The sequence below is a fragment of the Novosphingobium sp. KACC 22771 genome, from assembly GCF_028736195.1.
Lineage (GTDB): Bacteria > Pseudomonadota > Alphaproteobacteria > Sphingomonadales > Sphingomonadaceae > Novosphingobium.
Map to the genome: position 1 here is coordinate 289,998 of NZ_CP117881.1, position 24,615 is coordinate 314,612.

The 24,615-nt window shown below is 64.1% G+C and carries 32 protein-coding genes; 23 read left to right on the forward strand and 9 right to left on the reverse strand.

The genetic code is table 11. The features are described 5' to 3' along the window. The first annotated feature begins 10 nt into the window (after positions 1 to 10). The 19 genes from PQ467_RS01305 to PQ467_RS01395 all read left to right on the forward strand — a co-directional run bounded on the left by PQ467_RS01305 (position 11) and on the right by PQ467_RS01395 (position 13,576). The gene (locus PQ467_RS01305) at positions 11 to 853 is read left to right on the forward strand and encodes a pyruvate, water dikinase regulatory protein (RefSeq protein WP_274174772.1); all 843 of its coding nucleotides are present in this window, start codon (positions 11 to 13) and stop codon (positions 851 to 853) included. Further along, positions 853 to 1,437, forward strand: coding sequence for a Maf family protein (locus PQ467_RS01310; RefSeq protein WP_274174773.1), 585 nt, complete (start codon positions 853 to 855; stop codon positions 1,435 to 1,437). The genes PQ467_RS01305 and PQ467_RS01310 overlap by 1 nt, the downstream gene beginning before the upstream one ends. A 5-nt stretch (positions 1,438 to 1,442) precedes the next feature. Further along, a complete protein-coding gene (gene aroE, locus PQ467_RS01315) occupies positions 1,443 to 2,303 on the forward strand; it encodes a shikimate dehydrogenase (protein WP_274176061.1) in 861 nt (286 codons plus the stop codon). Further along, on the forward strand, positions 2,300 to 2,899 hold the full coding sequence (gene coaE, locus PQ467_RS01320) for a dephospho-CoA kinase (protein WP_274174774.1): 600 nt from the start codon (positions 2,300 to 2,302) through the stop codon (positions 2,897 to 2,899). Before aroE ends, coaE begins: the two co-directional genes overlap by 4 nt. 59 nt (positions 2,900 to 2,958) lie before the next feature. Then, positions 2,959 to 3,651 (forward strand): DNA polymerase III subunit epsilon, encoded by a 693-nt coding sequence (gene dnaQ / locus PQ467_RS01325; RefSeq protein ID WP_274174775.1) that lies wholly within the window; start codon positions 2,959 to 2,961, stop codon positions 3,649 to 3,651. A gap of 61 nt (positions 3,652 to 3,712) precedes the next feature. After that, positions 3,713 to 4,252, forward strand: coding sequence for a ribosome hibernation-promoting factor, HPF/YfiA family (gene hpf, locus PQ467_RS01330; RefSeq protein WP_443192969.1), 540 nt, complete (start codon positions 3,713 to 3,715; stop codon positions 4,250 to 4,252). A gap of 201 nt (positions 4,253 to 4,453) precedes the next feature. Next, the gene (locus PQ467_RS01335) at positions 4,454 to 4,912 is read left to right on the forward strand and encodes a PTS sugar transporter subunit IIA (RefSeq protein WP_274174777.1); all 459 of its coding nucleotides are present in this window, start codon (positions 4,454 to 4,456) and stop codon (positions 4,910 to 4,912) included. 8 nt (positions 4,913 to 4,920) lie between these two features. Continuing rightward, positions 4,921 to 5,259, forward strand: coding sequence for a DUF1491 family protein (locus tag PQ467_RS01340; protein ID WP_274174778.1), 339 nt, complete (start codon positions 4,921 to 4,923; stop codon positions 5,257 to 5,259). A gap of 198 nt (positions 5,260 to 5,457) precedes the next feature. Further along, a complete protein-coding gene (locus PQ467_RS01345; RefSeq protein ID WP_274174779.1) occupies positions 5,458 to 6,069 on the forward strand; it encodes a cell wall hydrolase in 612 nt (203 codons plus the stop codon). A gap of 70 nt (positions 6,070 to 6,139) precedes the next feature. Further along, positions 6,140 to 6,307 (forward strand): DUF1289 domain-containing protein, encoded by a 168-nt coding sequence (locus tag PQ467_RS01350; RefSeq protein ID WP_274174780.1) that lies wholly within the window; start codon positions 6,140 to 6,142, stop codon positions 6,305 to 6,307. A 38-nt stretch (positions 6,308 to 6,345) separates the two neighbouring features. Next, positions 6,346 to 7,632 carry a glutamate-5-semialdehyde dehydrogenase gene (locus PQ467_RS01355; RefSeq protein WP_274174781.1) on the forward strand — a complete coding sequence of 429 codons (1,287 nt, stop codon included), beginning with the start codon at positions 6,346 to 6,348 and terminating at the stop codon, positions 7,630 to 7,632. Further along, entirely contained in the window at positions 7,596 to 8,285 is a 690-nt protein-coding gene (locus PQ467_RS01360; RefSeq protein ID WP_274174782.1) for a nicotinate-nucleotide adenylyltransferase, read from the forward strand. The genes PQ467_RS01355 and PQ467_RS01360 overlap by 37 nt, the downstream gene beginning before the upstream one ends. Positions 8,286 to 8,385: 100 nt before the next feature. Continuing rightward, a complete protein-coding gene (gene rsfS, locus PQ467_RS01365) occupies positions 8,386 to 8,793 on the forward strand; it encodes a ribosome silencing factor (RefSeq protein WP_274174783.1) in 408 nt (135 codons plus the stop codon). Between the two features lie 54 nt (positions 8,794 to 8,847). Then, positions 8,848 to 9,270 (forward strand): 23S rRNA (pseudouridine(1915)-N(3))-methyltransferase RlmH, encoded by a 423-nt coding sequence (locus PQ467_RS01370; RefSeq protein WP_273617782.1) that lies wholly within the window; start codon positions 8,848 to 8,850, stop codon positions 9,268 to 9,270. 3 nt (positions 9,271 to 9,273) lie between these two features. Beyond that, positions 9,274 to 10,473 (forward strand): murein hydrolase activator EnvC family protein, encoded by a 1,200-nt coding sequence (locus PQ467_RS01375; RefSeq protein ID WP_274174784.1) that lies wholly within the window; start codon positions 9,274 to 9,276, stop codon positions 10,471 to 10,473. 77 nt (positions 10,474 to 10,550) lie between these two features. Then, positions 10,551 to 11,888: a S41 family peptidase gene (locus PQ467_RS01380; protein ID WP_274174785.1), complete on the forward strand. Its 1,338-nt coding sequence runs from the start codon at positions 10,551 to 10,553 to the stop codon at positions 11,886 to 11,888. A gap of 1 nt (position 11,889) precedes the next feature. Continuing rightward, positions 11,890 to 12,357, forward strand: a complete 468-nt coding sequence (locus PQ467_RS01385; RefSeq protein WP_274174786.1) for a disulfide bond formation protein B — start codon at positions 11,890 to 11,892, stop codon at positions 12,355 to 12,357. Position 12,358: 1 nt separating this feature from the next. Further along, positions 12,359 to 12,877, forward strand: coding sequence for a demethoxyubiquinone hydroxylase family protein (locus PQ467_RS01390; protein WP_274174787.1), 519 nt, complete (start codon positions 12,359 to 12,361; stop codon positions 12,875 to 12,877). A 111-nt stretch (positions 12,878 to 12,988) separates the two neighbouring features. Further along, positions 12,989 to 13,576: a hypothetical protein gene (locus PQ467_RS01395; RefSeq protein ID WP_274174788.1), complete on the forward strand. Its 588-nt coding sequence runs from the start codon at positions 12,989 to 12,991 to the stop codon at positions 13,574 to 13,576. Between the two features lie 15 nt (positions 13,577 to 13,591). Here PQ467_RS01395 and xth read toward each other — a convergent pair whose 3' ends face one another. The 3 genes from xth to PQ467_RS01410 all read right to left on the reverse strand — a co-directional run bounded on the left by xth (position 13,592) and on the right by PQ467_RS01410 (position 15,508). Then, positions 13,592 to 14,419, reverse strand: a complete 828-nt coding sequence (gene xth, locus PQ467_RS01400) for an exodeoxyribonuclease III (protein ID WP_274174789.1) — start codon at positions 14,417 to 14,419, stop codon at positions 13,592 to 13,594. Between the two features lie 250 nt (positions 14,420 to 14,669). Then, positions 14,670 to 15,008 carry an iron-sulfur cluster insertion protein ErpA gene (gene erpA, locus PQ467_RS01405; protein ID WP_274174790.1) on the reverse strand — a complete coding sequence of 113 codons (339 nt, stop codon included), beginning with the start codon at positions 15,006 to 15,008 and terminating at the stop codon, positions 14,670 to 14,672. A gap of 71 nt (positions 15,009 to 15,079) precedes the next feature. After that, positions 15,080 to 15,508, reverse strand: coding sequence for a CBS domain-containing protein (locus PQ467_RS01410; RefSeq protein ID WP_274174791.1), 429 nt, complete (start codon positions 15,506 to 15,508; stop codon positions 15,080 to 15,082). Positions 15,509 to 15,691: 183 nt separating this feature from the next. Here PQ467_RS01410 and PQ467_RS01415 point away from each other — a divergent pair, with 183 nt between their 5' ends. Further along, positions 15,692 to 15,991 (forward strand): hypothetical protein, encoded by a 300-nt coding sequence (locus PQ467_RS01415; RefSeq protein ID WP_274174792.1) that lies wholly within the window; start codon positions 15,692 to 15,694, stop codon positions 15,989 to 15,991. Here the strand turns inward: PQ467_RS01415 and PQ467_RS01420 are convergent. From PQ467_RS01420 to PQ467_RS01440, 5 genes are all read right to left on the reverse strand, one after another. After that, positions 15,973 to 16,344, reverse strand: a complete 372-nt coding sequence (locus tag PQ467_RS01420) for a (2Fe-2S) ferredoxin domain-containing protein (RefSeq protein ID WP_274176062.1) — start codon at positions 16,342 to 16,344, stop codon at positions 15,973 to 15,975. The genes PQ467_RS01415 and PQ467_RS01420 overlap by 19 nt on opposite strands. Continuing rightward, positions 16,335 to 16,766 (reverse strand): acyl-CoA thioesterase, encoded by a 432-nt coding sequence (locus PQ467_RS01425; protein WP_274174793.1) that lies wholly within the window; start codon positions 16,764 to 16,766, stop codon positions 16,335 to 16,337. The genes PQ467_RS01420 and PQ467_RS01425 overlap by 10 nt, the downstream gene beginning before the upstream one ends. A gap of 201 nt (positions 16,767 to 16,967) precedes the next feature. Beyond that, positions 16,968 to 17,396: a DUF2497 domain-containing protein gene (locus tag PQ467_RS01430; RefSeq protein ID WP_274174794.1), complete on the reverse strand. Its 429-nt coding sequence runs from the start codon at positions 17,394 to 17,396 to the stop codon at positions 16,968 to 16,970. Positions 17,397 to 17,438: 42 nt separating this feature from the next. Then, on the reverse strand, positions 17,439 to 18,851 hold the full coding sequence (locus PQ467_RS01435) for a TolC family outer membrane protein (protein ID WP_274174795.1): 1,413 nt from the start codon (positions 18,849 to 18,851) through the stop codon (positions 17,439 to 17,441). Positions 18,852 to 18,901: 50 nt separating this feature from the next. Next, positions 18,902 to 19,507: a protein-L-isoaspartate O-methyltransferase family protein gene (locus tag PQ467_RS01440; RefSeq protein ID WP_274174796.1), complete on the reverse strand. Its 606-nt coding sequence runs from the start codon at positions 19,505 to 19,507 to the stop codon at positions 18,902 to 18,904. A 294-nt stretch (positions 19,508 to 19,801) separates the two neighbouring features. Between PQ467_RS01440 and PQ467_RS01445 the strand changes: the two genes are divergently transcribed. Together PQ467_RS01445 and PQ467_RS01450 are read left to right on the forward strand one after the other, a co-directional pair. After that, positions 19,802 to 21,322, forward strand: coding sequence for a fumarate hydratase (locus PQ467_RS01445; RefSeq protein ID WP_274174797.1), 1,521 nt, complete (start codon positions 19,802 to 19,804; stop codon positions 21,320 to 21,322). Between the two features lie 248 nt (positions 21,323 to 21,570). Then, positions 21,571 to 22,299, forward strand: coding sequence for a metallophosphoesterase family protein (locus PQ467_RS01450; RefSeq protein ID WP_274174798.1), 729 nt, complete (start codon positions 21,571 to 21,573; stop codon positions 22,297 to 22,299). A 21-nt stretch (positions 22,300 to 22,320) separates the two neighbouring features. Here the strand turns inward: PQ467_RS01450 and PQ467_RS01455 are convergent, their stop codons facing one another. Next, positions 22,321 to 23,010, reverse strand: coding sequence for an OmpA family protein (locus PQ467_RS01455; protein ID WP_274174799.1), 690 nt, complete (start codon positions 23,008 to 23,010; stop codon positions 22,321 to 22,323). A gap of 212 nt (positions 23,011 to 23,222) precedes the next feature. Here PQ467_RS01455 and PQ467_RS01460 point away from each other — a divergent pair, with 212 nt between their 5' ends. Next, positions 23,223 to 24,533, forward strand: a complete 1,311-nt coding sequence (locus tag PQ467_RS01460) for a hemolysin family protein (protein WP_274174800.1) — start codon at positions 23,223 to 23,225, stop codon at positions 24,531 to 24,533. The last annotated feature ends 82 nt before the right edge of the window (positions 24,534 to 24,615 follow it).

Here is a 24,615-nt window from a genome sequence, read left to right on the forward strand (position 1 = left end):
ATATTCACGAATGACGCGGCTCCATCTCCATTTGCTCTCGGATTCCACCGGCGAAACGCTGGAAATGATCGCCAAGGCCGCGCTCTCGCAATTCGACGATACCGATGTCGTGCGCCACTTCTGGCCGATGGTGCGCTCGCAAGCGCATCTGGATCGTATCATCGGCGATATCGCTGCCAACCCCGGTCTGGTGGTTTATACCATGGTCAGCCACGATATCCGCAAGGCATTGGAGGATCGCTGTCGTACTTTGGGTCTGCCCGCGGTGCCTGCGCTCGATGCGGTGATTGACTCGCTCGAGGCCGCGCTGGGTCAGGAGGCCAAGGGCCGCCCCGGCCGCCAGCACACGCTGGACGCAGCCTATTTCGCCCGCGTCGAGGCGATCCAGTTCACCATCGCCCATGATGACGGCGTGGCGTGGGAGGATTGGGAAGAGGCCGATATCGTGCTGGCGGGCGTCTCGCGCACGTCCAAAACGCCCACCAGCATCTATCTGGCCAATCGCGGGTTCAAGGTCGCCAATATCCCGGTGGTGGTCGAAAGCCCGCCGCCGCGCCTGCTCTATGATCTCAAGCGCCCGCTGGTGGTCGGTCTGACCACCGCGCCCGAGCGTCTGATCCAGGTTCGCCGCAACCGCCTGCTCACGCTTAATCAGTCGCCCGACACCGCCTATGTCGACAATGATCGCGTGGGCGCCGAACTGCAATTTGCCCGCCGCATGTTTGCCGATAATGGCTGGCCGGTGATCGACGTCACCCGCCGCTCGATCGAGGAAACCGCCGCCGCGATCATCAATCTGATCAAGGAGCGACAGACGGGCCAGGACAATCAATCCGGAGCCAAGCCGATCTGATGACTTTCCCTGACCTTGTTCTTGCCAGCCAGAGCGCATCGCGCCGGGCAATGCTCGATGCTGCCGGCGTGGCCCATCGCGCGATCCCCGCGCGCATCGACGAGCGCGCGCTGGAGGCCAGCCTGTCGGGCGCCGCGCCCGATGAAGTCGCGCTCGCGCTGGCGCGGGCCAAGGCGCTGGCGGTTTGCCCGGCTGCGCCCGGCGCGCTGGTGCTGGGCAGCGATTCCCTCGTGGTGGTCGATGGCCGCCGTTTCGACAAACCCGCAAGCCGGGAGGATGCCGCCGAGCATTTGCGCTTCTTTTCGGGGCGCGTGATGGAGCTGCATTCCGCCGCCGCGCTGGCCCGCAATGGGGCGGTGGTGTGGGCCCATGCCGAATGCGCGCGCCTGTCGGTCCGCCCGCTCGACGAGGGCTTTATTTCCGCCTATCTGGACGCCGAATGGCCCGAAGTGGCCGCTTGTGTCGGGGTGTTCCGCATCGAGGCGCGCGGCGTGCAATTGTTCGACAGCATCGAGGGCAGCCATTTTACGGTGCTGGGCATGCCGCTCTTGGCGGTGCTGGGGGCGTTGAGAGGCTTGAAGTGACCGAGATGACAGCGCCCACGCGGCCCTTTGCCGAAGTGATCGGCGATCCCATTGCTCAATCCAAATCGCCCGCGATCCATGGCCATTGGCTCGAACGGCTGGGGCTGGAGGCCGATTATGGCCGCGCCCATGTGCTGCCCGGTGATCTGCCCGCCTACATGGCTGCGCGCCGGGCTGAGCCTTTGTGGCGCGGCTGCAATGTCACCATGCCGCACAAGGAGACGATCATCCCGCTGCTCGACGGGCTGGACCCGCTGGCGTCGCGGATTGGCGCGGTCAACACGGTGGCGGTGGCGGCCGATGGGCGCTTGATCGGTTTCAACACCGATGCGCCCGGCTTTATCGAACCTTTGCTGCCGGTGCTGCGCGATGAACTGGCGCCGGAAAATGCGCTGGTGATGGGGGCGGGCGGCGCGGCGCGGGCGATTGTTGTAGCGCTGGCCGACGCGGGGATGGCTATCACACTGGCCGCGCGCGATGCGGGCAAGGCTCAGGAATTGCTCGATGAACTGGCGCCCGCCACGCCCTATGGCCCGCGCCATCGCGCGGCGGTGATGGATGATTTTGCCGATGGCGGCGATGGCGAATTCGGCATGATCGTCAATGCCAGCCCGCTGGGCATGGTGGGCAATCCGCCGCTGGCGCTGGACCTGCGCCATGGGCGGCCTGCGGCGATTGTCTATGATATCGTGACCGCCCCGCTCGAAACGCCGCTGCTGGCCGCGGCGCGGGCCGAGGGGATGCGCTGCATCGACGGGCTGTCGATGCTGATCGGTCAGGCCGGGATTGCCTTTGAGCACTTCTTTGGCGCGGACCCTGCGCGTGAGCGCGGCGATCTGACGCTGCGCGCGATTTTGACGGCATGAAGATCATCGGCCTCACCGGCTCGATCGGCATGGGCAAATCGACCGTGGCCGCGATGCTGCGCGAGGCGGGCGTACCGGTGTTTGACGCCGATGCCACGGTGCGCGCGCTCCAAGGGCCGGGCGGGGCCTTGCTGCCCGCCATTGAGGCGGAATTTCCCGGCACCACCGGCGCTGATGGCGTGGACCGGGCCCGATTGGGCGCCGCGGTGTTTGGCAATCCGCAAGCGCTGGAGCGGCTGGAGGCGATTGTGCATCCAGCGGTGGCGATTGCGCGCGAGCAATTCCTTGCGCAACATTGCGACTCGCCGATGGTGGTTTTTGACATTCCCTTGCTGTTTGAGCGCACCGGGCGCGGGGGAATGGATGCGGTGATCGTGGTATCGGCCCCTGCCCCGGTGCAAAAGGCACGAGTCATGGCCCGGCCGGGCATGACCGAGGAAAAATTTGCCGCCATTCTGGCCATGCAAATGCCCGATGCGGAAAAACGTGCGCGTGCCGATTATGTTTTGGATACAGGCACTTCGATGGAGGAAACCCGCGCGGCTCTGGCAAAAGTGTTAGAGCGGATTAATCATTTGGACGGAAACGCTGCCTAATCTGGCCTGCATGCGAATTTTGCTTGTGCAGCCCGGTTTCGAGGAGGATAGATATCACAATGCGTGAGATTATCTTCGACACCGAAACCACAGGTCTGGACCCCAAAAACGGCGATCGGCTGGTGGAAATTGGCTGTGTCGAAATGGTCAATCGCGTGGCCACCGGGGCCACCTATCACGCCTATTTCAACCCCCAGCGCGACATGCCCGCCGAGGCCGAACGGGTCCACGGCCTGTCCGAAGCCTTTTTGGCGGACAAGCCGCTCTTTGCGGAAAAGGCGCAGGAATTCCTCGATTTTATCGGCGATGCGCCGATGGTGGCGCATAATGCCGGGTTCGACTTCGGCTTTATCAATGCCGAGCTGACCGCCGCTGGTTTCGAGCCGGTCAGCCTTGACCGCATGGTCGATACGGTCAAGATCGCACGTCAGAAACATCCCGGCGCGAAAAACTCGCTCGATGCGCTTTGCACCCGCTATGGCATCGATCGCAGCCACCGTACCAAGCACGGCGCCTTGCTCGACACCGAACTGCTGGCGCAGGTCTATGTCGAATTGCTGGGCGGACGCCAGATTGGTATGGAACTGGCAGCGCAAAGCGTTGTTATTACTGACACAGTAGTGCAAACCCACACGCAGGCGCCACGCACGCGACCCCTGCGCGAGGCCCGCCCCCATGCCGCCAGCCAGGAGGAACTGGACGCTCACGGCGCGTTTTTGAAATCGATCAAGGAGCCGCTCTGGCTTCAGTGACTATCAAGAGATAACAACAAGAGGAGTAACAACCATGGACGTTCGCGTTTCCGGTCATCAAATGGAAACTGGCGATGCACTGCGCGTGCATGTTGAGGAGCGCCTGGCGGCGATCATCGACAAATATTTCGCGCGGGCGCTGTCTTCGGTTGTCACCTTCAGCAAGGCCCCGGGCGGTTCATTCCGCAGCGACATCGTCATGCATGTGCGCCAGGGCCTGATCCTGAAGGGCGCCGGCCTCAGCCACGATGCCCACCATGCCTTTGACCAGGCATCGGACAAGGTGGAAACCCAGCTTCGCCGCTACAAGCGCCGGTTGAGCGCGCGGCAGGAGCAGGCGGCCCATTCGGTGCGTTCCGAAGAAGCGGCCTATACGATTTTCGTCGAGCCCGAGATCGAGCAGGAAGAAGCCCCCGTCGAGGCGCCGCTGGTGATTGCCGAGCTGCGTGTGGACGTGCCCGAGACCACTGTTTCGGACGCGGTGATGATGCTCGACCTGCGCAACACCAATGCGTTGCTGTTCAAAAACGCTGGCACCGGCAAGCATAATATGGTTTACCGGCGCGGTGATGGGTCGATCGGCTGGGTCGAACCGTCCTGACAAACGTTAACGCGCTCCACGGCCCGGTGCCTTTGGCGCGGGCCGTGGTGTGTTTTTGACCACTGGCAAGGAGGCGTTTGGTCAAGGCGGACAGCTGATGAACCAAACCTCTTTGCTTGTTTCGATAAAACCCGCTATCGGCCCCGCCGACCCCGCTTGGCTTCTGGCACGCGGGAGAGAAGGCTTAAACGAATTTTGGCGATGACCGCGCTGTTCACGCTCCTGCCTGATGCCGTCAGTACGGTAAAAGTCGATAGCAAGTCGGCTGTTCTCGATTGCCTGGCCGACCGCTTTGCGGCGGTTTACGGGCTTGATCGGGCGCAGGTGCTTGACCGCATCCTTGAACGCGAAAATCTGGGCAGCACCGGTTTCGGGCGCGGGGTGGCGATTCCCCATGCCCGCGTGCCGCTGGTGGAAAAGCCGGTGGCGGTGTTTTTGCGCCTGTCGGCACCTGTGGCGTTCGAGGCGGCCGATGATATGCCGGTCGAATTGGTGTTCGGCCTGCTCAGCCCCGAGGCGGCGGGCGTGGTGCATCTCCATGCGCTGGCGGCCATCTCGCGCCTGATGCGCGATGACAAGATGCATGCGGCCCTGATGGAAGCGCCGGGCGATGAGGCGATTTATGCGCTGATCGCCAATGTTGCCGACCGCGCCGGTTAAGCAGGGCATTGAGCGAGCGCCTGCCCGCAGGAATAGAGGTTTCCGCCCTTTTGCGCCAGGTTCAGGCCGAGGGCGGCTTTGGCACGATCATCGCGCGCGGCGATCCTGACGCAGGCACGGTGATGGTGGTTTTGTGCGACCGGGGCGGAGAGTATCGCGCCTATGAGCGGATGCCCAGCGCCGAGGGCCACCGCATCTGGCAATGCGCAAGGCGCAATAACGCCGAATCGCCCGATGAGTTCCCGCAATGGCTGAAAAAACGCAGCGATCAGGACAATGATCTGTGGATTGTTGAACTGGACATCGCGCGCGGTGAACGGTTCATCGGATTAACGGCAGATGACTGATTGACCCGGCACCCCATGTCCGGCACCGCGCGCGACACCTAATCTTGCGAGGGCGGTCTGTCCGGTAGTCACACCGGAAAGGCAAGCGCGCAGACGGGGGACATCCGGCAAGCGGTCGGGCAGTTTCGGCGCCAGCAATGGCCAAAGACCCTGCTTCACCCTTGCGACAGGCTGTTCACCGCCCATTTGAAATTGTTTATGGCTCTCTTTCTGAAACGCGCCAGTCTGGCCTCGGTTGCCGCTGGTTTTCTTATTCTGCTGTACAGCGCCGCCGGTTCGGGCGCGGCCGCACAGGACAAGACCCTGTCGTCGGTCCAACTGCAACCCTCTCTCAGTGTGTTCAACGAGCAGGACTCGTCCAACGCCCTGATCCCCGCGCCCCAGGCGCCCGCTTCGCTCGCCGACCTTGTCGCCGCAGAGCCGGAAGCCGCCGCCTCGGAAACGTCGCAGGACATCAATTGTCTGGCCGGCGCGATCTATTTTGAAGCCGGTAATGAACCGCTCGATGGCCAGCTTGCCGTTGGCCGCGTGATCGTCAACCGCACCCGTTCGGGCCGTTTCCCCACGTCCTATTGCGGCGTGGTGTATCAGCCTTCGCAGTTCTCCTTTATCCATGGCCACCACATGCCCGCGATCAAGACCGAATCGCGCAAGTGGCAGAATGCCCTGGCCATTGCCCATATCGCGCATGACAACCGTTGGAAGTCGAGCGCGGAAGGCGCATTGTTCTTCCACGCCGCCCGTCTGGGATCGCGCTGGCAGGACAAGGTCCGCGTGGCGCAGATCGAGAACCATATCTTCTATCGTTGATCCTTCGGGAATGACGCCGAAAAAGCCCTCCGTCCTTGCCGACGGGGGGTTTTTCTGTATGGGCGCGGCCATGAAATCCCCCGCCTCCCCCTGCAATGGCGTGTGCCGCATCCATCCGGCGCGGGGGCTTTGCGCGGGATGCTGGCGCAGCGGGGATGAAATTGCGGCATGGCCCACCATGTCGGATGGCGCCAAACGGGCGCTGCTGGCCACGTTGAAAAAGCGGCGCAAAGGCTGATACTGACAGGGCGCCGCAAGTCTGTTAAAGGGCCGCGCATGTCTGATACGCAAACTCTTGAATCCGCCCAAACCGAAACGCCCGAAGCGCTGGTGGCGCGTCTGGCCAAGGCAGGCCGTGCGGCGCAGATTGCGCTGGCCCGGATGACCACCCCGCAAAAGGCAGCCGCGTTGCTGGCGGCGGCGGAGGCTCTGCGCGCGGCGGCCCCGGCGATTCTGGAGGCCAATGCCAAGGATATGGCGGCGGGCGCGGCGCGCGGCCTGTCGGGCGCGATGCTGGACCGGTTGAAGCTGGACGAGGGCCGTCTGACCGGGATTGCCGATGCGGTGGCGGCGGTGGCCGGCCTGCCCGATCCCGTGGGCGAGGTGATTTCGCAGGATGAGCGGCCCAATGGCCTCGTTCTGGCGCGGGTGCGGGTGCCGGTTGGCCTGATCGGCATTATTTATGAAAGCCGCCCCAATGTGACGGCGGATGCCGCTGCGCTCTGCATCGGTTCGGGCAATGCCGCGCTGCTGCGCGGGGGCAGCGAGGCGGTGCATTCCAATCGCGCGATCCATGCCGCGATGGTGCAGGGTCTGGTCAGTGCGGGCGTGCCCGAGGCGGCGGTGCAATTGATGCCTACGCAGGACCGCGCCGCAGTGGGTGCGATGCTGACGGCGGCGGGGCTGATCGACATGATCGTGCCGCGCGGGGGCAAGTCGCTGGTGCAGCGGGTGCAGGATGACGCGCGCGTCCCCGTGCTGGCCCATCTGGACGGCATCTGCCACACCTATGTTCACAGCAGCGCCGATCCCGACATGGCGCTGTCCATCGCAGTCAATGCGAAGATGCGCCGCACCGGCATTTGCGGCTCGATGGAAACGCTGCTGCTCGATGCTTCCTTCCCCGGCTCGGTCGCGGTGGTTCAGGCGCTGCTCGACAAGGGCTGTGAATTGCGCGGCGATGCCCGCGCCCGTGCGCTCGATCCCCGAATCCTGCCCGCCAGCGAGGCCGATTGGGATACTGAATATCTCGACGCGATCCTCTCGGTGGCCGTGGTTGACGGGTTGGAGGCGGCGATTGACCATATCGCCCGCCATTCCAGCCATCACACCGACGCGATCATTACGGCTGACGCTGCCGCCGCCGAGGAATTCCTCCAGCGTGTGGACAGCGCGATCGTCATGGTCAACGCCAGCACGCAATTTGCCGATGGCGGCGAATTCGGTCTGGGCGCGGAAATCGGCATTGCCACCGGGCGTCTGCACGCGCGCGGCCCGGTCGCTCTGGAAGGGCTGACCACCTATAAATGGCAGGTGCGCGGAACCGGGCAGGTTCGCCCCTGAAAACGCCTGCGCATCGCATCGGCCTTATGGGCGGGAGCTTCAATCCCGCCCATGGGGGCCATCGCCGCATCAGCCTCATGACGCTTGCCGCGCTGGGGCTGGATGAGGTGTGGTGGCTGGTGTCTCCGGGAAATCCGTTGAAGCCGCAGGCGGGTATGGCCCCCCTTTCCGCGCGTGTGGCCTCGGCGCGGGCGCAGGCGCGGCGGGCTCCGATCCGCGTCTCGGCCATCGAGCGCGAGTTGGGCACGCGCTATACTGTTGATACTTTGGCGCGGATTCGCCGCCGCTGGCCCACGAAATGTTTCACGTGGATCATGGGCGCCGACAATTTGGCGCAATTTCATCGCTGGCGGCGCTGGCGCGATATCGCCCGCGCTATGCCGATTGCGGTTGTGGCGCGTCCGGGCTATGATAGCCGCGCTGTTGCCAGTCCGGCGATGGCCTGGCTGGGCCGATTCCGGCGGCCTGCGGCCAGTTTGAAAAAGCCGGCTGGATGGAGCGCGCCAAGGCTGGTGCTGTTGCGTTTTGACCCCGATCCCCGTTCGGCCACCGCCATCCGGCAGGCCAATCCGGCGTGGGCGCAGGGGGCAATCGCACCATCGCTGCGGGATGGCCTGACACGCCGCAAAATTGCCCCGTGGGGACGGGCATGATGCGGCGCGAAGCGGCCTAAAGCGTTCCACATTGATCATTCTGGCACCCCGTCTCCAGCCGGATCGGGCCTGCCACCAGAGAGGAGTTATTCTGACTTACATGCCTGATCCTATCACCCCTTCGCCCGCCATCCCGGCGGCGAAACCCGTTTCAACGCTGCCCGAATCCGAACCCGGCTCGCTGCATGCGCTGATCCTGCAATCGCTTGACGACGATCAGGCGCAGGAAATTGTCTCCATCCCGCTGGAAGGCAAGACCTCGGTGGCCGATCATATGGTGATCGCATCGGGCCGTTCCACGCGTCAGGTGGCCGCGATGGCCCAGCATCTGGCCGAGCGCATCAAGCATGGCGGCTTTGGCCATGTCCGCATCGAAGGTCTGCCCGCGGCGGATTGGGTTTTGATCGATGCCGGCGATATTGTCGTTCATCTGTTCCGTCCCGAAGTGCGCAACTTCTACAATCTGGAACGTATGTGGGGCTTTGACGGACCCAGCGGCGCGGCCTGATTTGCAGGACTGACAAGGCTTTTCGGGGGCGCGGCAAAAGGACGGGTCGGCGCGATGCTGTTGCATATACTGGCCCGTGGGCGGATTGCCCGCTCGCCCGAAGGAGACATGCTGGACCGTTATTTGAAGCGGATTAGCTGGCCGGTGAAACACACCGAATTGCCGGATCGGGGCGGTACGATTCCCGCCCTTGCCACCCCTGCCCGCCGCGTTTTGCTCGACGAGCGCGGGCGCCAGCTTTCTTCCGAAGAATTTGCCGCGATGCTGGGCCGTTGGCGCGATGATGGCGTGCGCGAGGTGCGCTTTGAAATCGGCGCGGCCGATGGGCATGGCGATGAAGGGCGCGCAGGGGCGGATCTGCTGATCGCCTTTGGCGCGATGACATGGCCGCATCTGATGGCGCGGGCGATGCTGGCCGAACAATTATGGCGGGCCACCGCGATCCTGTCGGGCCATCCGTATCACCGGGCGAATTGAGCGATGCGCGCTGGGGTCTTGCTGATGGCGATTGCGCTGGCGGGGGCCGCAGGGGCGCAGGGGTTGGATGATCCGGCCCAGAATCCGGCCCAGACCAGGCGCGATCTGGCCGCCGCGCAGGCGCAGGCGGGCCAGGCACGCGTGCGGGCCGAAAGGCTGGAGCGTGACGCCCAGCAGGCCACCGCCGCCGCCGACAAGGCCGCCAAGGAGGCCGCCGCTCTGGCCGCGCGGATTCAGGAGGCCGAGGCGCAGATTGTGGCCGACGAGGCGCAGATTCGGATTATCGAGCAACAACGCCGAGAATTGCGTGCGCAATTGGCGCAGAGGCAAAAGCCGCTCGTGGAACTGACCGGGGCCTTGCAGCGCCTGTCGCGCCGCCCGCCGCTGGTCGCTCTGCTGCGCCCCGGCTCGCTGGCCGACAGTGTGCATACCCGTGCCCTGCTGGAAAGCATGTTGCCCCAGGTCCAGCGCCGCACCGCCGCCTTGCGCAGCGAGTTGGCCCGCGCGCGCGCCTTGCAGGAACAGGCCAAGGCGGCGGAAACCGCGCTCCATGAGGAGATTGCCGCACTGGGCACTCGCCGCCGCGATCTGGGCGTGATGGAGGCCCGCCAGCGGCAGGCCGCGCGTGAGGCCAATGGCGGGGCAAGCCGCGAGGCCGAACGCGCGCTGGCTCTGGGCGAAAAGGCGCGCGATCTGGGCGGATTGCTGCAAGGGCTGGAGCAGGCCGCCGCTTTGCGCGCCCGTCTGTCGGCACTGCCTGGCCCGGTGCTGCGCCCGGCGGCGGGACAGATGGTGACCGAGGCCGCCTATGCCCCCTCGCCCAGCCCGACGCCCACGGCTCTGCCCGACTTCCTGCTGCCGGTGGCGGGGCGGCTGGTTTCCGGCTTTGGCGATGCTTCACGTGGAACAGCCGCGCGCGGCATCACCCTGTCCGTTCGGGCGCAGGCGCAGGTGGTGGCGCCATCAGGCGGGCGGATCGCCTTTGCCGGGCCCTTTGCCGGCTATGGCCAGATCATCATCATCGACCATCCCGGCGGCTTTACCAGCCTGATCACCGGCCTTGCCCAGATTTCGGCGCAGGTGGGCGACAATGTCGTGGCCGGATCGCCGTTGGGGGCGGCGGGCGGCGGGCGGCCCCAAATCACGCTGGAATTGCGAAAAGATGGCAAGCCGGTGAACCCTTTGGATCAACTCAGCCGTTGAAACATGCATCATAGCCCATCTGGCAATCCGCGCCCAACCGGGCTAGGTTTGCCGACGAATATCCAGAAAGGCCCCCCATGCGTTCACGTTTAGCCACTCTTGCCCGCGCCGGACTTATGCTGGGGGCGGTGGCGATGGTGCCGGTGGGCACGGCGGGTCTGGCCGCGGTCGATGGGCGCGTGGCGCCGCAATTTGCCCGGCTTTATACGGTCTACAGCCTGATCAAGGCGCATTATGTCGATCAGACCGATGACGAGAAACTGGTCAAGGGCGCGATTGACGGCATGCTCTCCAGCCTCGATCCCCATTCCTCCTATCTCGACGGGGCCAGCCTTGAGCGGCTGCGCACGATGATCGACGGGGGCTATGCGGGTCTTGGCATTTCGGTGGTGCAGGAGGATGGCGCGGTCAAGGTGGTCAGCCCGATGCGCGGCAGCCCGGCCGAGCAGGCGGGCGTCAAGGCGGGCGACTATATCACCCATCTCGACGGCAAGTTCATCGTGGATGGCGATCTGGACGATGCCGTGGCCAAGATGCGCGGGCCTGCGGGCACGCAGATCAAGCTGACCATCTATCGCCCCGGCCGCGAGGAGCCGTTTGACCTGACGCTGACCCGCGCGGTGATCACGCTGGAGCCGGTGACGAGCAAGCTGGAAGGCAATGTGGCGGTCGTCACGGTCAATGAATTCAGCCATGATGTGGGCCGCCTGGTGTTTGAACAGATCCAGAAGCAGCGCGCGGCTTCGGGCAACCACCTGACCGGTGTGGTGCTGGATCTGCGTTCGAATCCGGGCGGCGAACTGGACGAGGCGGTGGCCCTGTCCGACCTGTTCCTGAGCGGCGGCACGGTGGTTTCGCAGCGTGGGCGTCAGGCGGGCGAAAACGCGGTCTATCGCGCCGAAACCTACTTCCCCGGCGATCTGGTCAAGGGTTTGCCGGTGATCGTCCTGATCGACGCGGGTTCGGCCAGCGCCTCGGAAATCGTCGCGGGCGCATTGCAGGATCAGCACCGCGCGCTGATCATGGGCGAGCGCAGCTTTGGCAAGGGCAGCGTGCAGACGATGATCCCCATCGACAGCGCCCATGCAGTCAAGCTGACCACAGCGCGCTATTACACGCCTTCGGGCCGCAGCGTGCAGGAAGGCGGCATCGAGCCCGACATCCGCGTGCCCCAGATTTCCGACCCCGACGCGCGCAAGCGCAGCGAAAAGGCCCTGCGCGAGAGCGATCTGCGCCGCCATTTGGTCAATGAAAAGGGCGTGGATGACAAAAAGCTGGAGAAGGACAACACGCCCGATCCGCGCTTTAAAATGACCGCCGAGGAATTGACCGCGAAGGGCATCAAGGATTTCCAGCTGTGGTATGCGCTGCAGACCATCAACCGCACGGCGACGCTGGCGGCAAAGGGCAAGTGAGATGAAAAATCTGGGTAAGGCCAATCTTGTCGCTCTGGCGGTGCCGTTGGCGCTGCTGGGCGGGGCCTATGGGTTTCAGTATATTGGTGGCCTCGTGCCTTGCGAAATGTGCTGGTGGCAGCGCTATGCCCATTTTGCCGCGCTGGGGCTGGCGGTGGCGGCATTGGTGCTGCCGGTGAAGAAGCTGTTCGTGGCACTGTCGGGGCTGGCTTTGGCGGCGGCGGCGGCCATTGGCGGCTATCACGCAGGCGTGGAATATGGCTGGTGGAAAGGTTTGACCGAATGCGCCACCACGGTCAGTTTTTCCAACGGTGGCGATCCTTTGGCCGCGATCATGGCCGCACCTGTCATCCGCTGCGATGTGGTGCAGTGGAAACTGATGGGCATTTCGATGGCCGGGTATGATTTCCTGATTTCGGGCGCTGCGGCTTTGGTGATTTTCGCGCTGCTGGCGCGTAAGGAGCGGTAAGATGGCGGTTTCAGAGCGCGTAAAGCGGATGGTGCGCGTCGATCAGGCGGGCGAATATGGCGCTGTGCGGATTTACGCCGGGCAATTGGCGGTGATGGGCGATCGCGGGCCGCATTCGGCCAAGATCCGCGAGATGGAAGCGCAGGAAGTGGACCACCGCGCATGGTTCGACCGGCTGATCGTCGAGCGGCAGGGGCGGCCCACGGTGCTGCAACCGATCTGGCATGTCGCGGGCTTTGCGCTGGGGGCGGCCACGGCGCTGATCGGGCCGGAGGCGGCCATGGCCTGCACCGCCGCCATCGAGACCGAGATCGACAAGCATTACACCGAGCAATTGGCGGAATTGGGCGATGAGGACCCGGAGCTGGCGGGCCTGATCGAAAAGGCGCGCGACGATGAGCGCGAGCACCGCGACACCGCGCTTGCCAACGGGGCCGAGCGCGCACCGGCCTATCCGCTGCTCTCGGGCGCGATCCGTTTGGGGTGTCGTTTTGCCATTAAACTGTCGGAACGCATCTGATTTTGTTTTGGCGCAAGCGGGCGGCGGCTGATTTAAGCTAGCATTCACCCGCTATCGCTGAGGGCTGGGTCAGCCTATATTGCCGATGTACGCATTGAGGAGCCTGTTGCCATGTTTCGCCCGATTCTCACGCTGGCTGCCGTTGTCGGCATGGCTGCTCCCGCGCTTGCAGCCGAACCCACCGGCACGCAGGTTACCGCGCCGGGGGGCGAGCGGGTGAATATGGTCATCATCTTTGGCGACGATGCCTGTCCGCAGGGCAAGGGCGATGAGATTACCGTTTGCGCCCGCAAGGCCGAGAGCGAACGCTATCGCATCCCTGAGCCGTTCCGTGACAACAATGGCGGGCCCAAGAATGAGGCATGGAACAATAAGGTGATCGCCTATGAACGCGTGGGCGCATCGGGCGCGCAGAGCTGTTCGCCGGTGGGCGCAGGCGGGCAGACGGGCTGCGTCTCGCAATTCATCAAGAACGCCTATGCCGAGCGCAAGCAGTCGAGCGATGTGCAGTTTTCCAAGATGATCGAGGCCGAGCGCGAAAAGCGCCTTGGCAAGATCGACGATGAGGCCGCCCGCACCCAGTCCGATGTCGAGGACGAGGAAAAGGCCTATTTCGCCCGCAAGCAGAAGCAGGCGGAGGCCGAAGCAAAGGCCAAGGCAGAGGCCGCGCAGCACGGTCCCCCTGCTCCTGGTCAATAAGGGCCCGGTCAATAATCAGTCGCGGATTTCGACCCAGACAGGCGCATGGTCGCTGGCCTTTTCCCGGCCGCGATGCGCCTTGTCCACTCCGCAGGCTACCAGCCGATCCGCCAGTTCGGGCGAGAGCAAAGCGTGGTCGATACGGAAGCCATGGTCCTTTTGCCACGCGCCCGCCTGATAATCCCAATAGGTCCACACGCCGCCATTGGGGTTATGGGTGGCAATCGCATCGGTCCAGCCGTCATGCAGCAGGCGCAGATAGGCATCGCGGGATTCGGGCTGCATCAGCGCATCGTCGGCCATCGCCTTGGGGTTCCAGATATCGGCGTCGGTGGGGATGACGTTGAAGTCGCCTGTGACGATGGCGGGGATTTCCAGCGCCTTTAGCTCCGCCATGCGCGCGCGCAGTCGCTTCATCCAGCGCAATTTGTAATCGAACTTTGGCCCCCGCGTTTTTGTTGTCGCGATTTCCGAGCCGCTCGGCTCCGCCTCGCTCGAAATCGCTATTGGATTGCCATTGGGCAGATAGATGCCCGCGATCCGCACCCCCCTCACCTCGGCCTCGATATAGCGGCTCATTTCGTCCTCAGGCTCGCCCGCAAGGCCGCGCTGGGTCTCGATCGGCATCACCCCCCGGCCAAGAATCGCCACGCCGTTAAAGCTCTTCTGGCCGTGCCAGATCGCCTGATAGCCGATCTTTTCAAACTCATCGGCCGGAAAACCCTCGTCCTGCGTCTTGATTTCCTGAAGGCAGGCAACGTCAGGCTGCGTCTCCTCCAGCCACTCCAGCAGGCGCGGCAGGCGGGCCTTGATGCCGTTGATGTTGAAGCTGGCGATTTTCATGGGTGGGGTGCGTCCTTGGGGCAGAAAGTTATTTTGCCTCCGGCGGGCAAAGGGACTCGTCCCTTTGCAATCCCATGACCGGGATAGTGCCAGTGGCAAACTCAGCCTTCTTTACCGCCGGAGGCAAGAATTAAAAGCGGCTTCGCCGCATGGCGCTCCGATGCCGATTCTGCGCCACCCCATTAATGGGATTGCAAAGGGCCCCCGCGCTTTGCCCGCCGGAGGCACCCTTAACCCTTAACCTCAAACCTCAAACCGCAAACGAAGACCCACACCCACACCCGGCCACAGCATTGGGATTTTCGACCTTGAACGCCGCCCCGCCCAGCGACTCGACATAATCGACGACGCAGCCCGAAACGAGATCGAGGCTTACCGAATCGACGACCAGCTTGACGCCATCGGTTTCGACGACTGTGTCATCGCCCTCGATGCTTTCGGCCAGGCCATAGCGATACTGGAAGCCCGAGCATCCGCCCCCTTCGACGGCAAGGCGCAGCATGGCCGGTTTGCCCTGTTTCTGCGCGATCCACGCGACTCGGGCGGCGGCGGAGGGGCTCAGGGTGATGCTGGGGGCGGTGTCAGTCATAGCTCTATATGTAGGCGCGCGCCCGCCCACTCGCAAGGCGGGCGCGCACCCATCAATCCAGAAGGCAGGGGTCAGGCCATCTGGATGTAATCGCGCAGGGCGTCGGCTTCGCCCTGAATGCGGTCGATGCGGTATTTCACAAGGTCGCCGATCGAGATGAAATCGACCATCCGCCCTTCGCGCAGCACCGGCAGATGGCGGATGCGGCGGCGGGTCATCAGGCCAAGTGCTTCAAGAGCCGAGGTTTCCGGGTCCACCGTGATGGCGGGCGATGTCATCACCTGACCGACCAGCATGTCGAACAGGGCGGGGCCATGTTCATTGAGGCGCGAAATCACGTCGCGTTCGGAAAAGATGCCGGCGATGGCATGGCCATCGAGCACGGGAATCGCGCCGATTCTCTTTTCCGCCAGCAAGGCGATGGCATCGCGCACTTTCATCGAGACGGTGCAGCCAACGATATTGACGTCGCGGCCTTCGATCAGACGAGCAATCGACATGTTTCCTCCATCTCCCCCTTTTGGCGGGCTTTTGTCTATTTGTATGAGTATGACATAGGCACCCCCCCATGAAAAGTGGGGAATTGCGCGGGTTTTGGCGCATGGGGCGTTAACTGTCACCCATGGGCAACGCTGCCTCTGGCCGCTTGAAACATGGCGGGCAAAGGCGCATGAAGACGCGCGATGACCCAGCGCTCTCCCTTTTCCGACACGGCCACGGCCGCCGCCGCATGGGCGCGGTTTCGCCGCATCATGCGCTGGATGTTTCTGGTGACGATGACCACGGTGATCGGCGCGCTGACCGTTCTGTACAAGCAGGAGGGCATGGTCAGCCCGCATTTCTACATTGCCGTGGCGATCGGCGTGTCTTTTGCGATGCTGCTGATGTCGGCGCTGATGGGGCTGGTGTTTCTTTCCAGCGGCAGCGGTCATGACGAGGATGTCACCGCCCCGCTGGAGGACGATCAGGATTTGAGGCGGTAATCCTCCACCGGCACACCGCCGATGATGTGTTCCTGAAGGATGCGTTCGAGCACCTCCTCGGTGCAGGAATGGTACCATACGCCATCGGGATAGACCACCGCCACCGGCCCGGCAAAGCATACGCGCAGGCAATCGGCCTTGGTCCGCATCACCCCCGCCTCGGTCAGGCCCAGTTGTTTGACGCGCTTTTTAAGATAGGACCATGCCTTGCTGCCCACGGCATGGGTGCAGCATTCGCCCTTTTGCGGTTCGGCGCAAAGGAAGATGTGACGTTGAACGCCGCCCGGCGCGTTGGCCCCGGCCTTGGCCAGCGCGGCCTCGGCCTGCGCGATTTCGCCCGGCTTTACCGACATTTCCACGCCTCGATCGTCCCGCGCAGCGTCTCGGGCAGAGGTACAGCCTTGCCGCCCACTACATGCACCGCCACCGCCTCGGCCAGCGCGACCGGGCGGCCGTTCTGGACCAGCAGATGACGCAGGCGCAGGCTGCGTTCGCCCACCGAAGCAAGGCCCGAATGGATCACCAGCGGATGCGGGTAATGCGCCTGCGCCAGATAATCGATGGTCAGCGAGACGACCATGATCTGCGCGCCCGCCGGGATCGCCTTGGCAAAGCCGCTGGCCATATGGAAACGCACGCGGGCGTCCTCAATGATCGCCGCCATCGCCACATTGTTGATGTGGTTGTTGGGGTCCAGATCGGCATAGCGGGTCGTCACCTCGCAAATATGCGGGTAACCGGCGGGATCGAGCAGCGCGGGATCAGGTTTGGCCATGCCCTTGTCCTATCAGCACAAAGGCGGGAGGGCTAGCGCCTCTGTGTTGATGCGCTCCGGGCCTCCGCCCGGAGCTTACGGCACCGGCCCTCTCCCCCGGCCCTACCACCCACAGGGTACACTTAATGGGTGGTAGGGCCGGGGGAGAGGGCCGGTGCCGCCGGGAAATCGCGGAGGCGATTTCCCAAATCACAAAACCCATCAACCCTTCTTGCCGACGATCCTGGCGATTTCGGCGGCGACCATGCGTTCGACCATCGCGGGCAGGTTTTGATCGAGCCATTCGCGCAGCGCGGGCTTGAGCAGATCGGCCACCAGCCCTTCGAGCGAGGTTTCGCCGCTGCGCACGATCTGGGGGCGGCTGCTGGGCTGCGACATCATGGCCAGGGCGGCCAGGGATTCGCGCATGGAGGAGATCGCGGGCTCGCTGATCAGGTCGGCGGCCGGAGCGGCGGGGGCCTGTTCCTCGTGAAAATACTGATCGGACTCGGCCAGATCGAGGACGTCATCCTCATGCGAGTCGGCCACACCCAAACGCGGCGCGAAGGAGGGGCCACGATTATCGCGCGCGATCACTTTTTTAATCGAATCAAGGATTTCCTCGACCGAAGGTTCGCCCTGTGCGCGCATTCTATGTGCCCCTGAAATTCGCATTATTGCCGAAAACGGCTCTCAATTGCCGAATGTTGAACCGTTCTGGGCAGGTGTGTCAACGGTGCGCGTGGGCTTGCCCGCGCCTTGCACCTTGTCTAAGCCCCAGTCGGTTAATTCTCCGCGCGCCTCGCGATAGTGGATCTCCGGATCATAGAGCGCGCCCGCATCCAGCCCCAGATCCTTGCCCGACACCCGCCCCATGGCCGACAGCAGCGAGAAGCCCGCGACATAGGCATTGCGCCGCGCGGTGACCAATTGCACCTGCGCGTTCACCAACTCCTGCTCGGCGTTAAGAATATCCAGCACGGTGCGATTGCCCACACTGTTTTCCGCCTTCACCCCGCGCAGCGAGAGTTCGGCCGCCTCGACCGCCGTCTGGCTGGCCGCAATGATCTCATTGGCGGCGCGATAGTTTGAAAAAGAGGCGCGCACATTGGCGATCACTTGCCGCTCGGTGGCGATTTCGGTGTCGATCGCCTGCCCCTCGCGGGCCTGCGCCTGCTTGATCTGGGCGCTGGGCCGTCCGCCCTGATAGAGCGGAATCGTCGCGCGGATGCTGACATCGGCCGTGGCCGCCGATTGCGCGATGGGGAAAGGAAAATCGCCGCGCAGCGCCAGTTGGCCCAGATAGTCGGTATAATTGCCATTGGCGATCATGCTGACCTTGGGCAGGCGTACGGCGCGGGCCACATCGCTGTCAAAGCCCGCCGCCTTGCTGCGCTCGCGCGCGGCGGCCAGATCGGGGTTGGCCTCCAGCGCCAGACCGACCGCATCATCGGGCGTGTCCGGCAGCGTGGGCAGCGGCGGCGGCGGGGTCAACTCGCCCGCCTCATGGCCGATGATCTGGATATAGGTCTCGCGTGCCTGCACCAGACTGGCCTCGGCGCTGCGCAGATTGCCCTGCGCCACGGCCAGACGCGATTGCGATTGCGCCACGTCGGTCTTGGTCACATCGCCGATTTGAAACCTGTCGCTGGTGGCCTTCAGGTTGGTCGAGAGCGTCTGCACCTGCGCCCGGTTGAGCCGCACGATGGCCTCGGTGCGGATGACGTCCAGATAGGCCGTGACGGCCTGCGTAAACACGCCGGCCTCGGTCGCGCGCAGATCATTGCGCCCGGCCACCACCCGCGTATCGGCGGCGCGGATCGCGTTCTTCACCCCGCCCCCGCTGTAGAGCGGAACCGACAGCGTGCCGACCGCCGTGACCATGCGCGGCATATTGGTGGTCGAGGCCGGATTTTGGCGGACATATTCGGTTTCGGTCGCCGTCGCGTTCAACGAGGGCAGACCATCGGCCCGCGCCAGCGGCACGCCGGCATCGGCGGCGCGCAATTGTTCGCGCGCGGCCATCAGGGTCGGATTGCCGGCATAGGTTGCGGCCAGCGCGCTGCGCAGATCCTCGGCGTGAGCGATCGGCGCCACAAGAACCATGGCCGGGTATCCCAAAAGCAGAAGCTTGCGCGTTACCCGGCCATCGATCATCAGAAACTCCAGTGTTTGGGCGCGGCCAGCTCGGCAATCGCGGGGATGCCAAGATCGGCCAGCGTGAGGAAGGACACAGCGCCCGCCACCTTGCGGCCCAGCGCCAGACGCGTGACATTCTTTTCGACCAGACCGGTCACGATACGGCCATCGGCGGCCAGCGCATCGGTCAGCACAGCAGGCACTTCGCCCGCCGCGCCATCAATCAGGATCAGCGAATAGCCGGTGCCGGGCAGGCCCTTGGCGAGGTCTGCGGCATCCACCTTGTCCACGCTGCCCGCAAGGCGCGCGACCACGGCGGCGAGGTAATCGCTGCCCGCCGTCACGACCAGAACCTTGTCCTGCGCGGTGGGTTCGGCGGCGCCCAGCACCTTGCCGTGGAACAGCGGCGCGGGCAGCGCGCGGCCATTGCCCAGCGGCACGGCGCGGTCGATATAGGCGGCGGCGCGGTTGGCGGCGGGCACGTAATCCTCACGCGCCACATTGGCCAGAGCCGAGAGCACCCACGGCTCATTCACGCCGCAAGTGCGCAGCTGGCTGTCGATCATGGCGCGGCGGGCGGTGCCTGCCTCGGCGCCTTGGGGTGCGTACTGGATTTCGCTCATGCCATCACAATCCTTGACCAAGGCCGTATTACATACATAACACAGTAATGCAATAGGCCAGACCTGTGTTCTCTATCGCGCGCGCTTCTAGGGCAAACGCCCCGCCAAAGCCAAGCGCTTTGACACGGGAATCCGGGCAATTTCACCACAATCGGCACCGACTTTTGTCGTTGCGGGCGCTTTACCCTTGGCGAAGGGGGGCAATCATGCCTATGGACCGCGCCAACCGATCATACGAATGCGCCTTGGCCCCCTTCCCTTGCGGCCAAAGGCCCAGAGCGAAGGAGCGCCCCCATGGCCGAATTGGTGACCATCAAGGAACAGGATCTGATCGACAGCGTGGCCGATGCGCTGCAATATATCAGCTACTATCATCCGATGGACTATATCCGCGCCTTGGGCGACGCCTATGAGGCCGAACAGGGCCCCGCCGCCAAGGACGCCATCGCCCAGATCCTGACCAACAGCCGCATGTGCGCCGAAGGCCACCGCCCGATCTGTCAGGACACCGGCATCGTCAACGTCTTCATCAAGTGGGGCCAGAACTGCATCCTGGAATCCGAGATGAGCCTGCAGGACGTGGTCGATGAAGGCGTGCGCCGGGCGTACAACAACCCCGACAACAAGCTGCGCGCCTCGGTGCTGGCCGACCCGGCCTTTACCCGCCGCAACACGCGCGACAACACGCCCTGCGTTCTCCATGTCGATATGGTTAAGGGCAGCAAGATCCATGTGGACGTGGCGGCCAAGGGCGGCGGGTCCGAAAACAAGTCGAAGTTCAAGATGATGAACCCGTCCGATTCGATCGTCGACTGGGTGCTGGAAATGCTGCCCCAGATGGGCGCGGGCTGGTGCCCGCCGGGCATGCTGGGCATCGGCATCGGCGGCACGGCCGAACATTGCGTGCTGCTGGCCAAGAAGGCGTTGATGGAACAGATCGACATGGCCCAGCTCAAGCAGCGCGGTCCCCAGAACGATCTGGAAGCGCTGCGCATCGAGATCTTCGACAAGGTCAACGCGCTGGGCATCGGCGCGCAGGGTCTGGGCGGTCTGGCCACGATCCTCGACGTCAAGATCATGGACGCCCCCTGCCACGCGGCGGGCAAGCCGGTCGCCATGATCCCCAATTGCGCGGCCACGCGCCATGCCCACTTCACGCTGGACGGGTCCGGGCCTTCGTATCTGGAAACCCCCAAGCTGGACGAATGGCCCAAGGTGCACTGGGCGCCCGATGCAGCGGCCAAGAAGGTCAATCTCGACATGCTGACCGCCGAGGAAGTGCAGAGCTGGAAGCAGGGCGACCGCCTGCTCTTGAACGGCAAGATGCTGACCGGGCGCGATGCCGCCCACAAGCGGATCAAGGACATGCTGGCCAAGGGCGAGCCCCTGCCCGTCGATTTCAAGGGCCGCGTGATCTATTACGTCGGCCCCGTCGATCCGGTGCGCGAAGAAGTCGTCGGCCCCGCCGGACCCACCACCGCCACCCGCATGGACAGCTTCTCCGACCTCATGCTCGACCTCGGCCTGCTGGCCAGCGTGGGCAAGGCCGAGCGCGGCCCCAAGGCCACCGAATCCATCGCCAACCACAAATCGGCCTATCTGATGGCGGTCGGCGGCGCGGCCTATCTCGTCGCCCGCGCGATCAAGGAATCCAAGGTCGTGGGCTTTGCCGATCTGGGCATGGAAGCGATCTATGAATTCACCGTCGAGGATATGCCCGTGACCGTGGCCGTCGATTCCGAGGGCAAGAACGTTCACCAACTGGCGCCCAATGTGTGGAAGGAAAAGATCGCGGCTGAGGGGTTGTTGGCCTAAGGGTTTTTGCCTCCGGCGGGCAAAGGGACTTGTCCCTTTGCAATCCCGTTAATGGGTTGCGCGTGGTTTGCAGCGATGTGGATCGGGCGACGAATTGAAAGCCTGCGGCGCTAAATAAAGGCGCCGCAGGCTTTTTCATTGCGAACGTTGCGTCCGACCCCAAACGCCGAATCCTTGGCGCCCACGCAGACAGTCATGGAGCGCGAGGGACTAGTCCCTCGCATCATAATCCCCTAATCCCCTCCCCCATGACCACCCTGTTCCACATCTCCGACCTCCATTTCGGCGCCGAGGACCGCGCCGCGCTCGACTGGTTCAGACAGGAGGTGGCGCAGGAGAAGCCCGACGCGGTGATCTGTACCGGCGACCTGACCATGCGCGGCACGGTGCGGGAATTTGACGCGGCGGGGGATTATCTGCTCGGCCTTGGCGTTCCGGTCAGCATCGAGCCGGGCAATCATGACATGCCCTATTATTGGGAGATGGTGAGCCGCCTGCGCCGCCCCTTTGCCCGTTTTGAGGCCTTGCGGGCGCGGGCGCATTCCGATCTGGTGCTGGGCGATGTCACGCTGGCCTCGCTGCCCACGGTGACGCCTGCGCAATGGCGGATCAACTGGTCGAAGGGTTATGTCAAACAGCCTGCCCTTAATGCTGCGCTACGCCTGCTGGAGGGCGCGCAGGGGCTGAAGCTGGCGGCCTGCCATCATCCTCTGGTTGATGCCGATACGCATGGCACGGGTTCGACGCGCGGCGGGAGGCGGGCGCTCTCGGCACTGGCGGGCGCGGGGGTGACGGCGGTGCTGTCAGGCCATGTGCATGACCCCTTCGACCTGAACCTTGAAACCGAAAATGGCCCGATCCGTATCATCGGCGCGGGCACCCTGTCCGAGCGCACCCGCGCCACGCGACCCAGCTATAACCGGCTGGATTATACGCCTGAAACGGGCCTGAACGTAACGGTTCGGGCGGCAGGATAATCCCGCCGCCCCAATTCCCGTTTACTGACCGCGCGCGGCGTTCACCTGTTCCTGGGTGATCGGCACGATCTTGATTTCCACGCGGCGGTTCTTGGCCCGGCCCTCGGGCGTGGCGTTGGTGGCCACGGGCATGGTGGCGCCATAGCCCTGGGTGCGGATACGCGCCTGCGAGACGCCCTGCATGCCCAGATAATCGCCCACCGTGCGCGCGCGATTTTCCGACAGGGTCTGGTTCAACTGGGCGCTGCCGGTCGAATCGGTGTGGCCGTAAACGTCGATCAGGCTGTTGGGATAATCCTTCAGGCTCTGCGCGATCTTGTCCAGCGTGGGACGGAACTGGGGCTGGAGCATATAGGAGCCGGTGTCGAAGGTCACGCCATCGGGCAGGCTGAGCATGATCGAGCGGCCGTCATCGGACGGGCGGATGTCCACCCCGGTCCCGGCGGTCTGCTCGCGCAGCTGCTTGATCTGCTTGTCGCGCTCATAGCCGATGGCGCCGCCGGCGATGCCGCCGATGCCGGCCCCGATGATGCGGCCCGTGCCGCCCCCGATCAGCCCCCCCAGCAGCATGCCGCCCAGCGCCCCTGCACCCGCACCGATGGCTGTGCGCGATACCTTTTGCTGGCCTGTGTTGGGGTCGGTCACGCAGCCTGAGGTGGCCAGCAGCGCGGCGATGGCGAAACTGGCGGTGGCAAGGCGTACCTTGGTCATTGGGGATCTCTCCATGATTGTCTGGCCCGGATCGGTCGGCCATTTGGTCCCGATAGATCGCTTTTCAGCGCTACAATGTGAATCTATCATTAGCCGAAAGGTTCCGCCAAGCGTCGGCGGGGCATTTGTAACAGATTTGTATCGGCATTTGTTTGCGCATGGTTTTGCGCGCCCCCTTCGCCTTTGCGAACAAAGCTGCTAGGGATGCTCTTGTGACACCCTTTCCCTGGATAGATGTACTGGTCATTGGCGGGCTTGTTGTCCTCAATGGCGTGTTTGCCATGTCGGAACTGGCGATTGTTTCGGCGCGCACGGCAAAATTGCGCGTGCTGGCCGATCGCGGCAACCGGGGGGCAAGGGCTGCGCTCGACTTGACGGCCGATCCGGGCAAGCTGCTTTCCACCGCGCAGATCGGCATCACGCTCGTCGCCGTGGTCACTGGCGCCTTTTCCGAGGCCAGCCTGTCGACCCCGGTGGCCGAACGTATCGCGCATTGGGGCATCCCGCTGGCCTATGCCGACCGTCTGGCCAGCGTGCTGGTGCTGGGGCTGACCACCTTTGTCAGCCTGATCATCGGCGAACTCGTCCCCAAGCAGGTGGCGCTGGCCCATGCCGAGCGCATCGCGATCATCGCTTCGCCGCCCATGGCCATGATGGCGCGGGCCACGGCGCCGCTGGTCTGGCTGCTGCGCGTGTCCTCGGATGCCATCCTGGGCATGATCGGGGTGAAAACCGGCGAGGAGCAGCAGGTGACCGCCGAGGAAATCCACCTCGTCTTTGCCGAGGCCACGCGTTCGGGCGTGATCGAGGAGGAAGAGCGCGCGATCATGACCGGCATCATGCGCCTTGCCGAACGCCCCGTGCGCGAGGTGATGACGCCGCGCACCGAAATGGACTGGATCGAACGCGGGGCGAGCGAATCGGAGGTGCGCGCCGCCATTGCCGAAAGCCCGCATTCGCTGCTGCCCGTGACGGATGGCGCGGTCGACAATATCGTCGGCGTCATCAAGGTGCGCGAGGTGCTCGCGCAATTGCTGGCGGGCGGAAGGCTGGATCTGGAGAGCCTGATCCACAAGGCCGAAATCGTGCCCGATCAGATCGACGCGATGGATGCGCTGCGCGTGCTGCAAAATTCCGGCCTGTCGATGGCGCTGGTGCATGACGAATATGGCCATCTGGAGGGTATCGTTACCCCCGCCGACCTGCTTTCGGCCATCGCGGGCCATTTCGCCTCCTATCAGGACGAGGGCGACAGCCCGCTGGTGGTCACGCGTGAGGATGGCTCGCTGCTGATTTCGGGCGCGCTGCCCGCCGATTCGCTGGGCGACCGCTTTGGCATCGAAGTGCCGGAAACGCGCGATTATGCCACCGTGGCGGGCTATGCCCTCTCGATTTTGAAGCGTTTGCCCAAGGAGGGCGATCATTTCGTCGATCAGGGCTGGCGCTGGGAGATCGTCGATATGGATCGGCGCAAGATCGACAAGCTGTTGGCCAGCAGGGTTGAGGTTTTGGAAGAAGGCTAAGGGAGTGTAGATGCGAGGGTCTAGACCCTCGCGCTCCCATTACTGTCTGCGTTGTACCACGGGTTCGGCGTTTGGTGTCGGA

Coding starts and splice junctions, on each gene's coding strand:
- PQ467_RS01305 (WP_274174772.1), top strand. CDS start 11: ATGACGCGGCTCCATCTCCATTTGCTCTCGGATTCCACCGGCGAAACG.
- PQ467_RS01310 (WP_274174773.1), top strand. CDS start 853: ATGACTTTCCCTGACCTTGTTCTTGCCAGCCAGAGCGCATCGCGCCGG.
- aroE (WP_274176061.1), top strand. CDS start 1,443: ATGACAGCGCCCACGCGGCCCTTTGCCGAAGTGATCGGCGATCCCATT.
- coaE (WP_274174774.1), top strand. CDS start 2,300: ATGAAGATCATCGGCCTCACCGGCTCGATCGGCATGGGCAAATCGACC.
- dnaQ (WP_274174775.1), top strand. CDS start 2,959: ATGCGTGAGATTATCTTCGACACCGAAACCACAGGTCTGGACCCCAAA.
- hpf (WP_443192969.1), top strand. CDS start 3,713: ATGGAAACTGGCGATGCACTGCGCGTGCATGTTGAGGAGCGCCTGGCG.
- PQ467_RS01335 (WP_274174777.1), top strand. CDS start 4,454: ATGACCGCGCTGTTCACGCTCCTGCCTGATGCCGTCAGTACGGTAAAA.
- PQ467_RS01345 (WP_274174779.1), top strand. CDS start 5,458: ATGGCTCTCTTTCTGAAACGCGCCAGTCTGGCCTCGGTTGCCGCTGGT.
- PQ467_RS01350 (WP_274174780.1), top strand. CDS start 6,140: ATGAAATCCCCCGCCTCCCCCTGCAATGGCGTGTGCCGCATCCATCCG.
- PQ467_RS01355 (WP_274174781.1), top strand. CDS start 6,346: ATGTCTGATACGCAAACTCTTGAATCCGCCCAAACCGAAACGCCCGAA.
- PQ467_RS01360 (WP_274174782.1), top strand. CDS start 7,596: ATGGCAGGTGCGCGGAACCGGGCAGGTTCGCCCCTGAAAACGCCTGCG.
- rsfS (WP_274174783.1), top strand. CDS start 8,386: ATGCCTGATCCTATCACCCCTTCGCCCGCCATCCCGGCGGCGAAACCC.
- PQ467_RS01370 (WP_273617782.1), top strand. CDS start 8,848: ATGCTGTTGCATATACTGGCCCGTGGGCGGATTGCCCGCTCGCCCGAA.
- PQ467_RS01375 (WP_274174784.1), top strand. CDS start 9,274: ATGCGCGCTGGGGTCTTGCTGATGGCGATTGCGCTGGCGGGGGCCGCA.
- PQ467_RS01380 (WP_274174785.1), top strand. CDS start 10,551: ATGCGTTCACGTTTAGCCACTCTTGCCCGCGCCGGACTTATGCTGGGG.
- PQ467_RS01385 (WP_274174786.1), top strand. CDS start 11,890: ATGAAAAATCTGGGTAAGGCCAATCTTGTCGCTCTGGCGGTGCCGTTG.
- PQ467_RS01390 (WP_274174787.1), top strand. CDS start 12,359: ATGGCGGTTTCAGAGCGCGTAAAGCGGATGGTGCGCGTCGATCAGGCG.
- PQ467_RS01395 (WP_274174788.1), top strand. CDS start 12,989: ATGTTTCGCCCGATTCTCACGCTGGCTGCCGTTGTCGGCATGGCTGCT.
- xth (WP_274174789.1), bottom strand. CDS start 14,419: ATGAAAATCGCCAGCTTCAACATCAACGGCATCAAGGCCCGCCTGCCG.
- erpA (WP_274174790.1), bottom strand. CDS start 15,008: ATGACTGACACCGCCCCCAGCATCACCCTGAGCCCCTCCGCCGCCGCC.
- PQ467_RS01410 (WP_274174791.1), bottom strand. CDS start 15,508: ATGTCGATTGCTCGTCTGATCGAAGGCCGCGACGTCAATATCGTTGGC.
- PQ467_RS01415 (WP_274174792.1), top strand. CDS start 15,692: ATGACCCAGCGCTCTCCCTTTTCCGACACGGCCACGGCCGCCGCCGCA.
- PQ467_RS01420 (WP_274176062.1), bottom strand. CDS start 16,344: ATGTCGGTAAAGCCGGGCGAAATCGCGCAGGCCGAGGCCGCGCTGGCC.
- PQ467_RS01425 (WP_274174793.1), bottom strand. CDS start 16,766: ATGGCCAAACCTGATCCCGCGCTGCTCGATCCCGCCGGTTACCCGCAT.
- PQ467_RS01430 (WP_274174794.1), bottom strand. CDS start 17,396: ATGCGCGCACAGGGCGAACCTTCGGTCGAGGAAATCCTTGATTCGATT.
- PQ467_RS01435 (WP_274174795.1), bottom strand. CDS start 18,851: ATGGTTCTTGTGGCGCCGATCGCTCACGCCGAGGATCTGCGCAGCGCG.
- PQ467_RS01440 (WP_274174796.1), bottom strand. CDS start 19,507: ATGAGCGAAATCCAGTACGCACCCCAAGGCGCCGAGGCAGGCACCGCC.
- PQ467_RS01445 (WP_274174797.1), top strand. CDS start 19,802: ATGGCCGAATTGGTGACCATCAAGGAACAGGATCTGATCGACAGCGTG.
- PQ467_RS01450 (WP_274174798.1), top strand. CDS start 21,571: ATGACCACCCTGTTCCACATCTCCGACCTCCATTTCGGCGCCGAGGAC.
- PQ467_RS01455 (WP_274174799.1), bottom strand. CDS start 23,010: ATGACCAAGGTACGCCTTGCCACCGCCAGTTTCGCCATCGCCGCGCTG.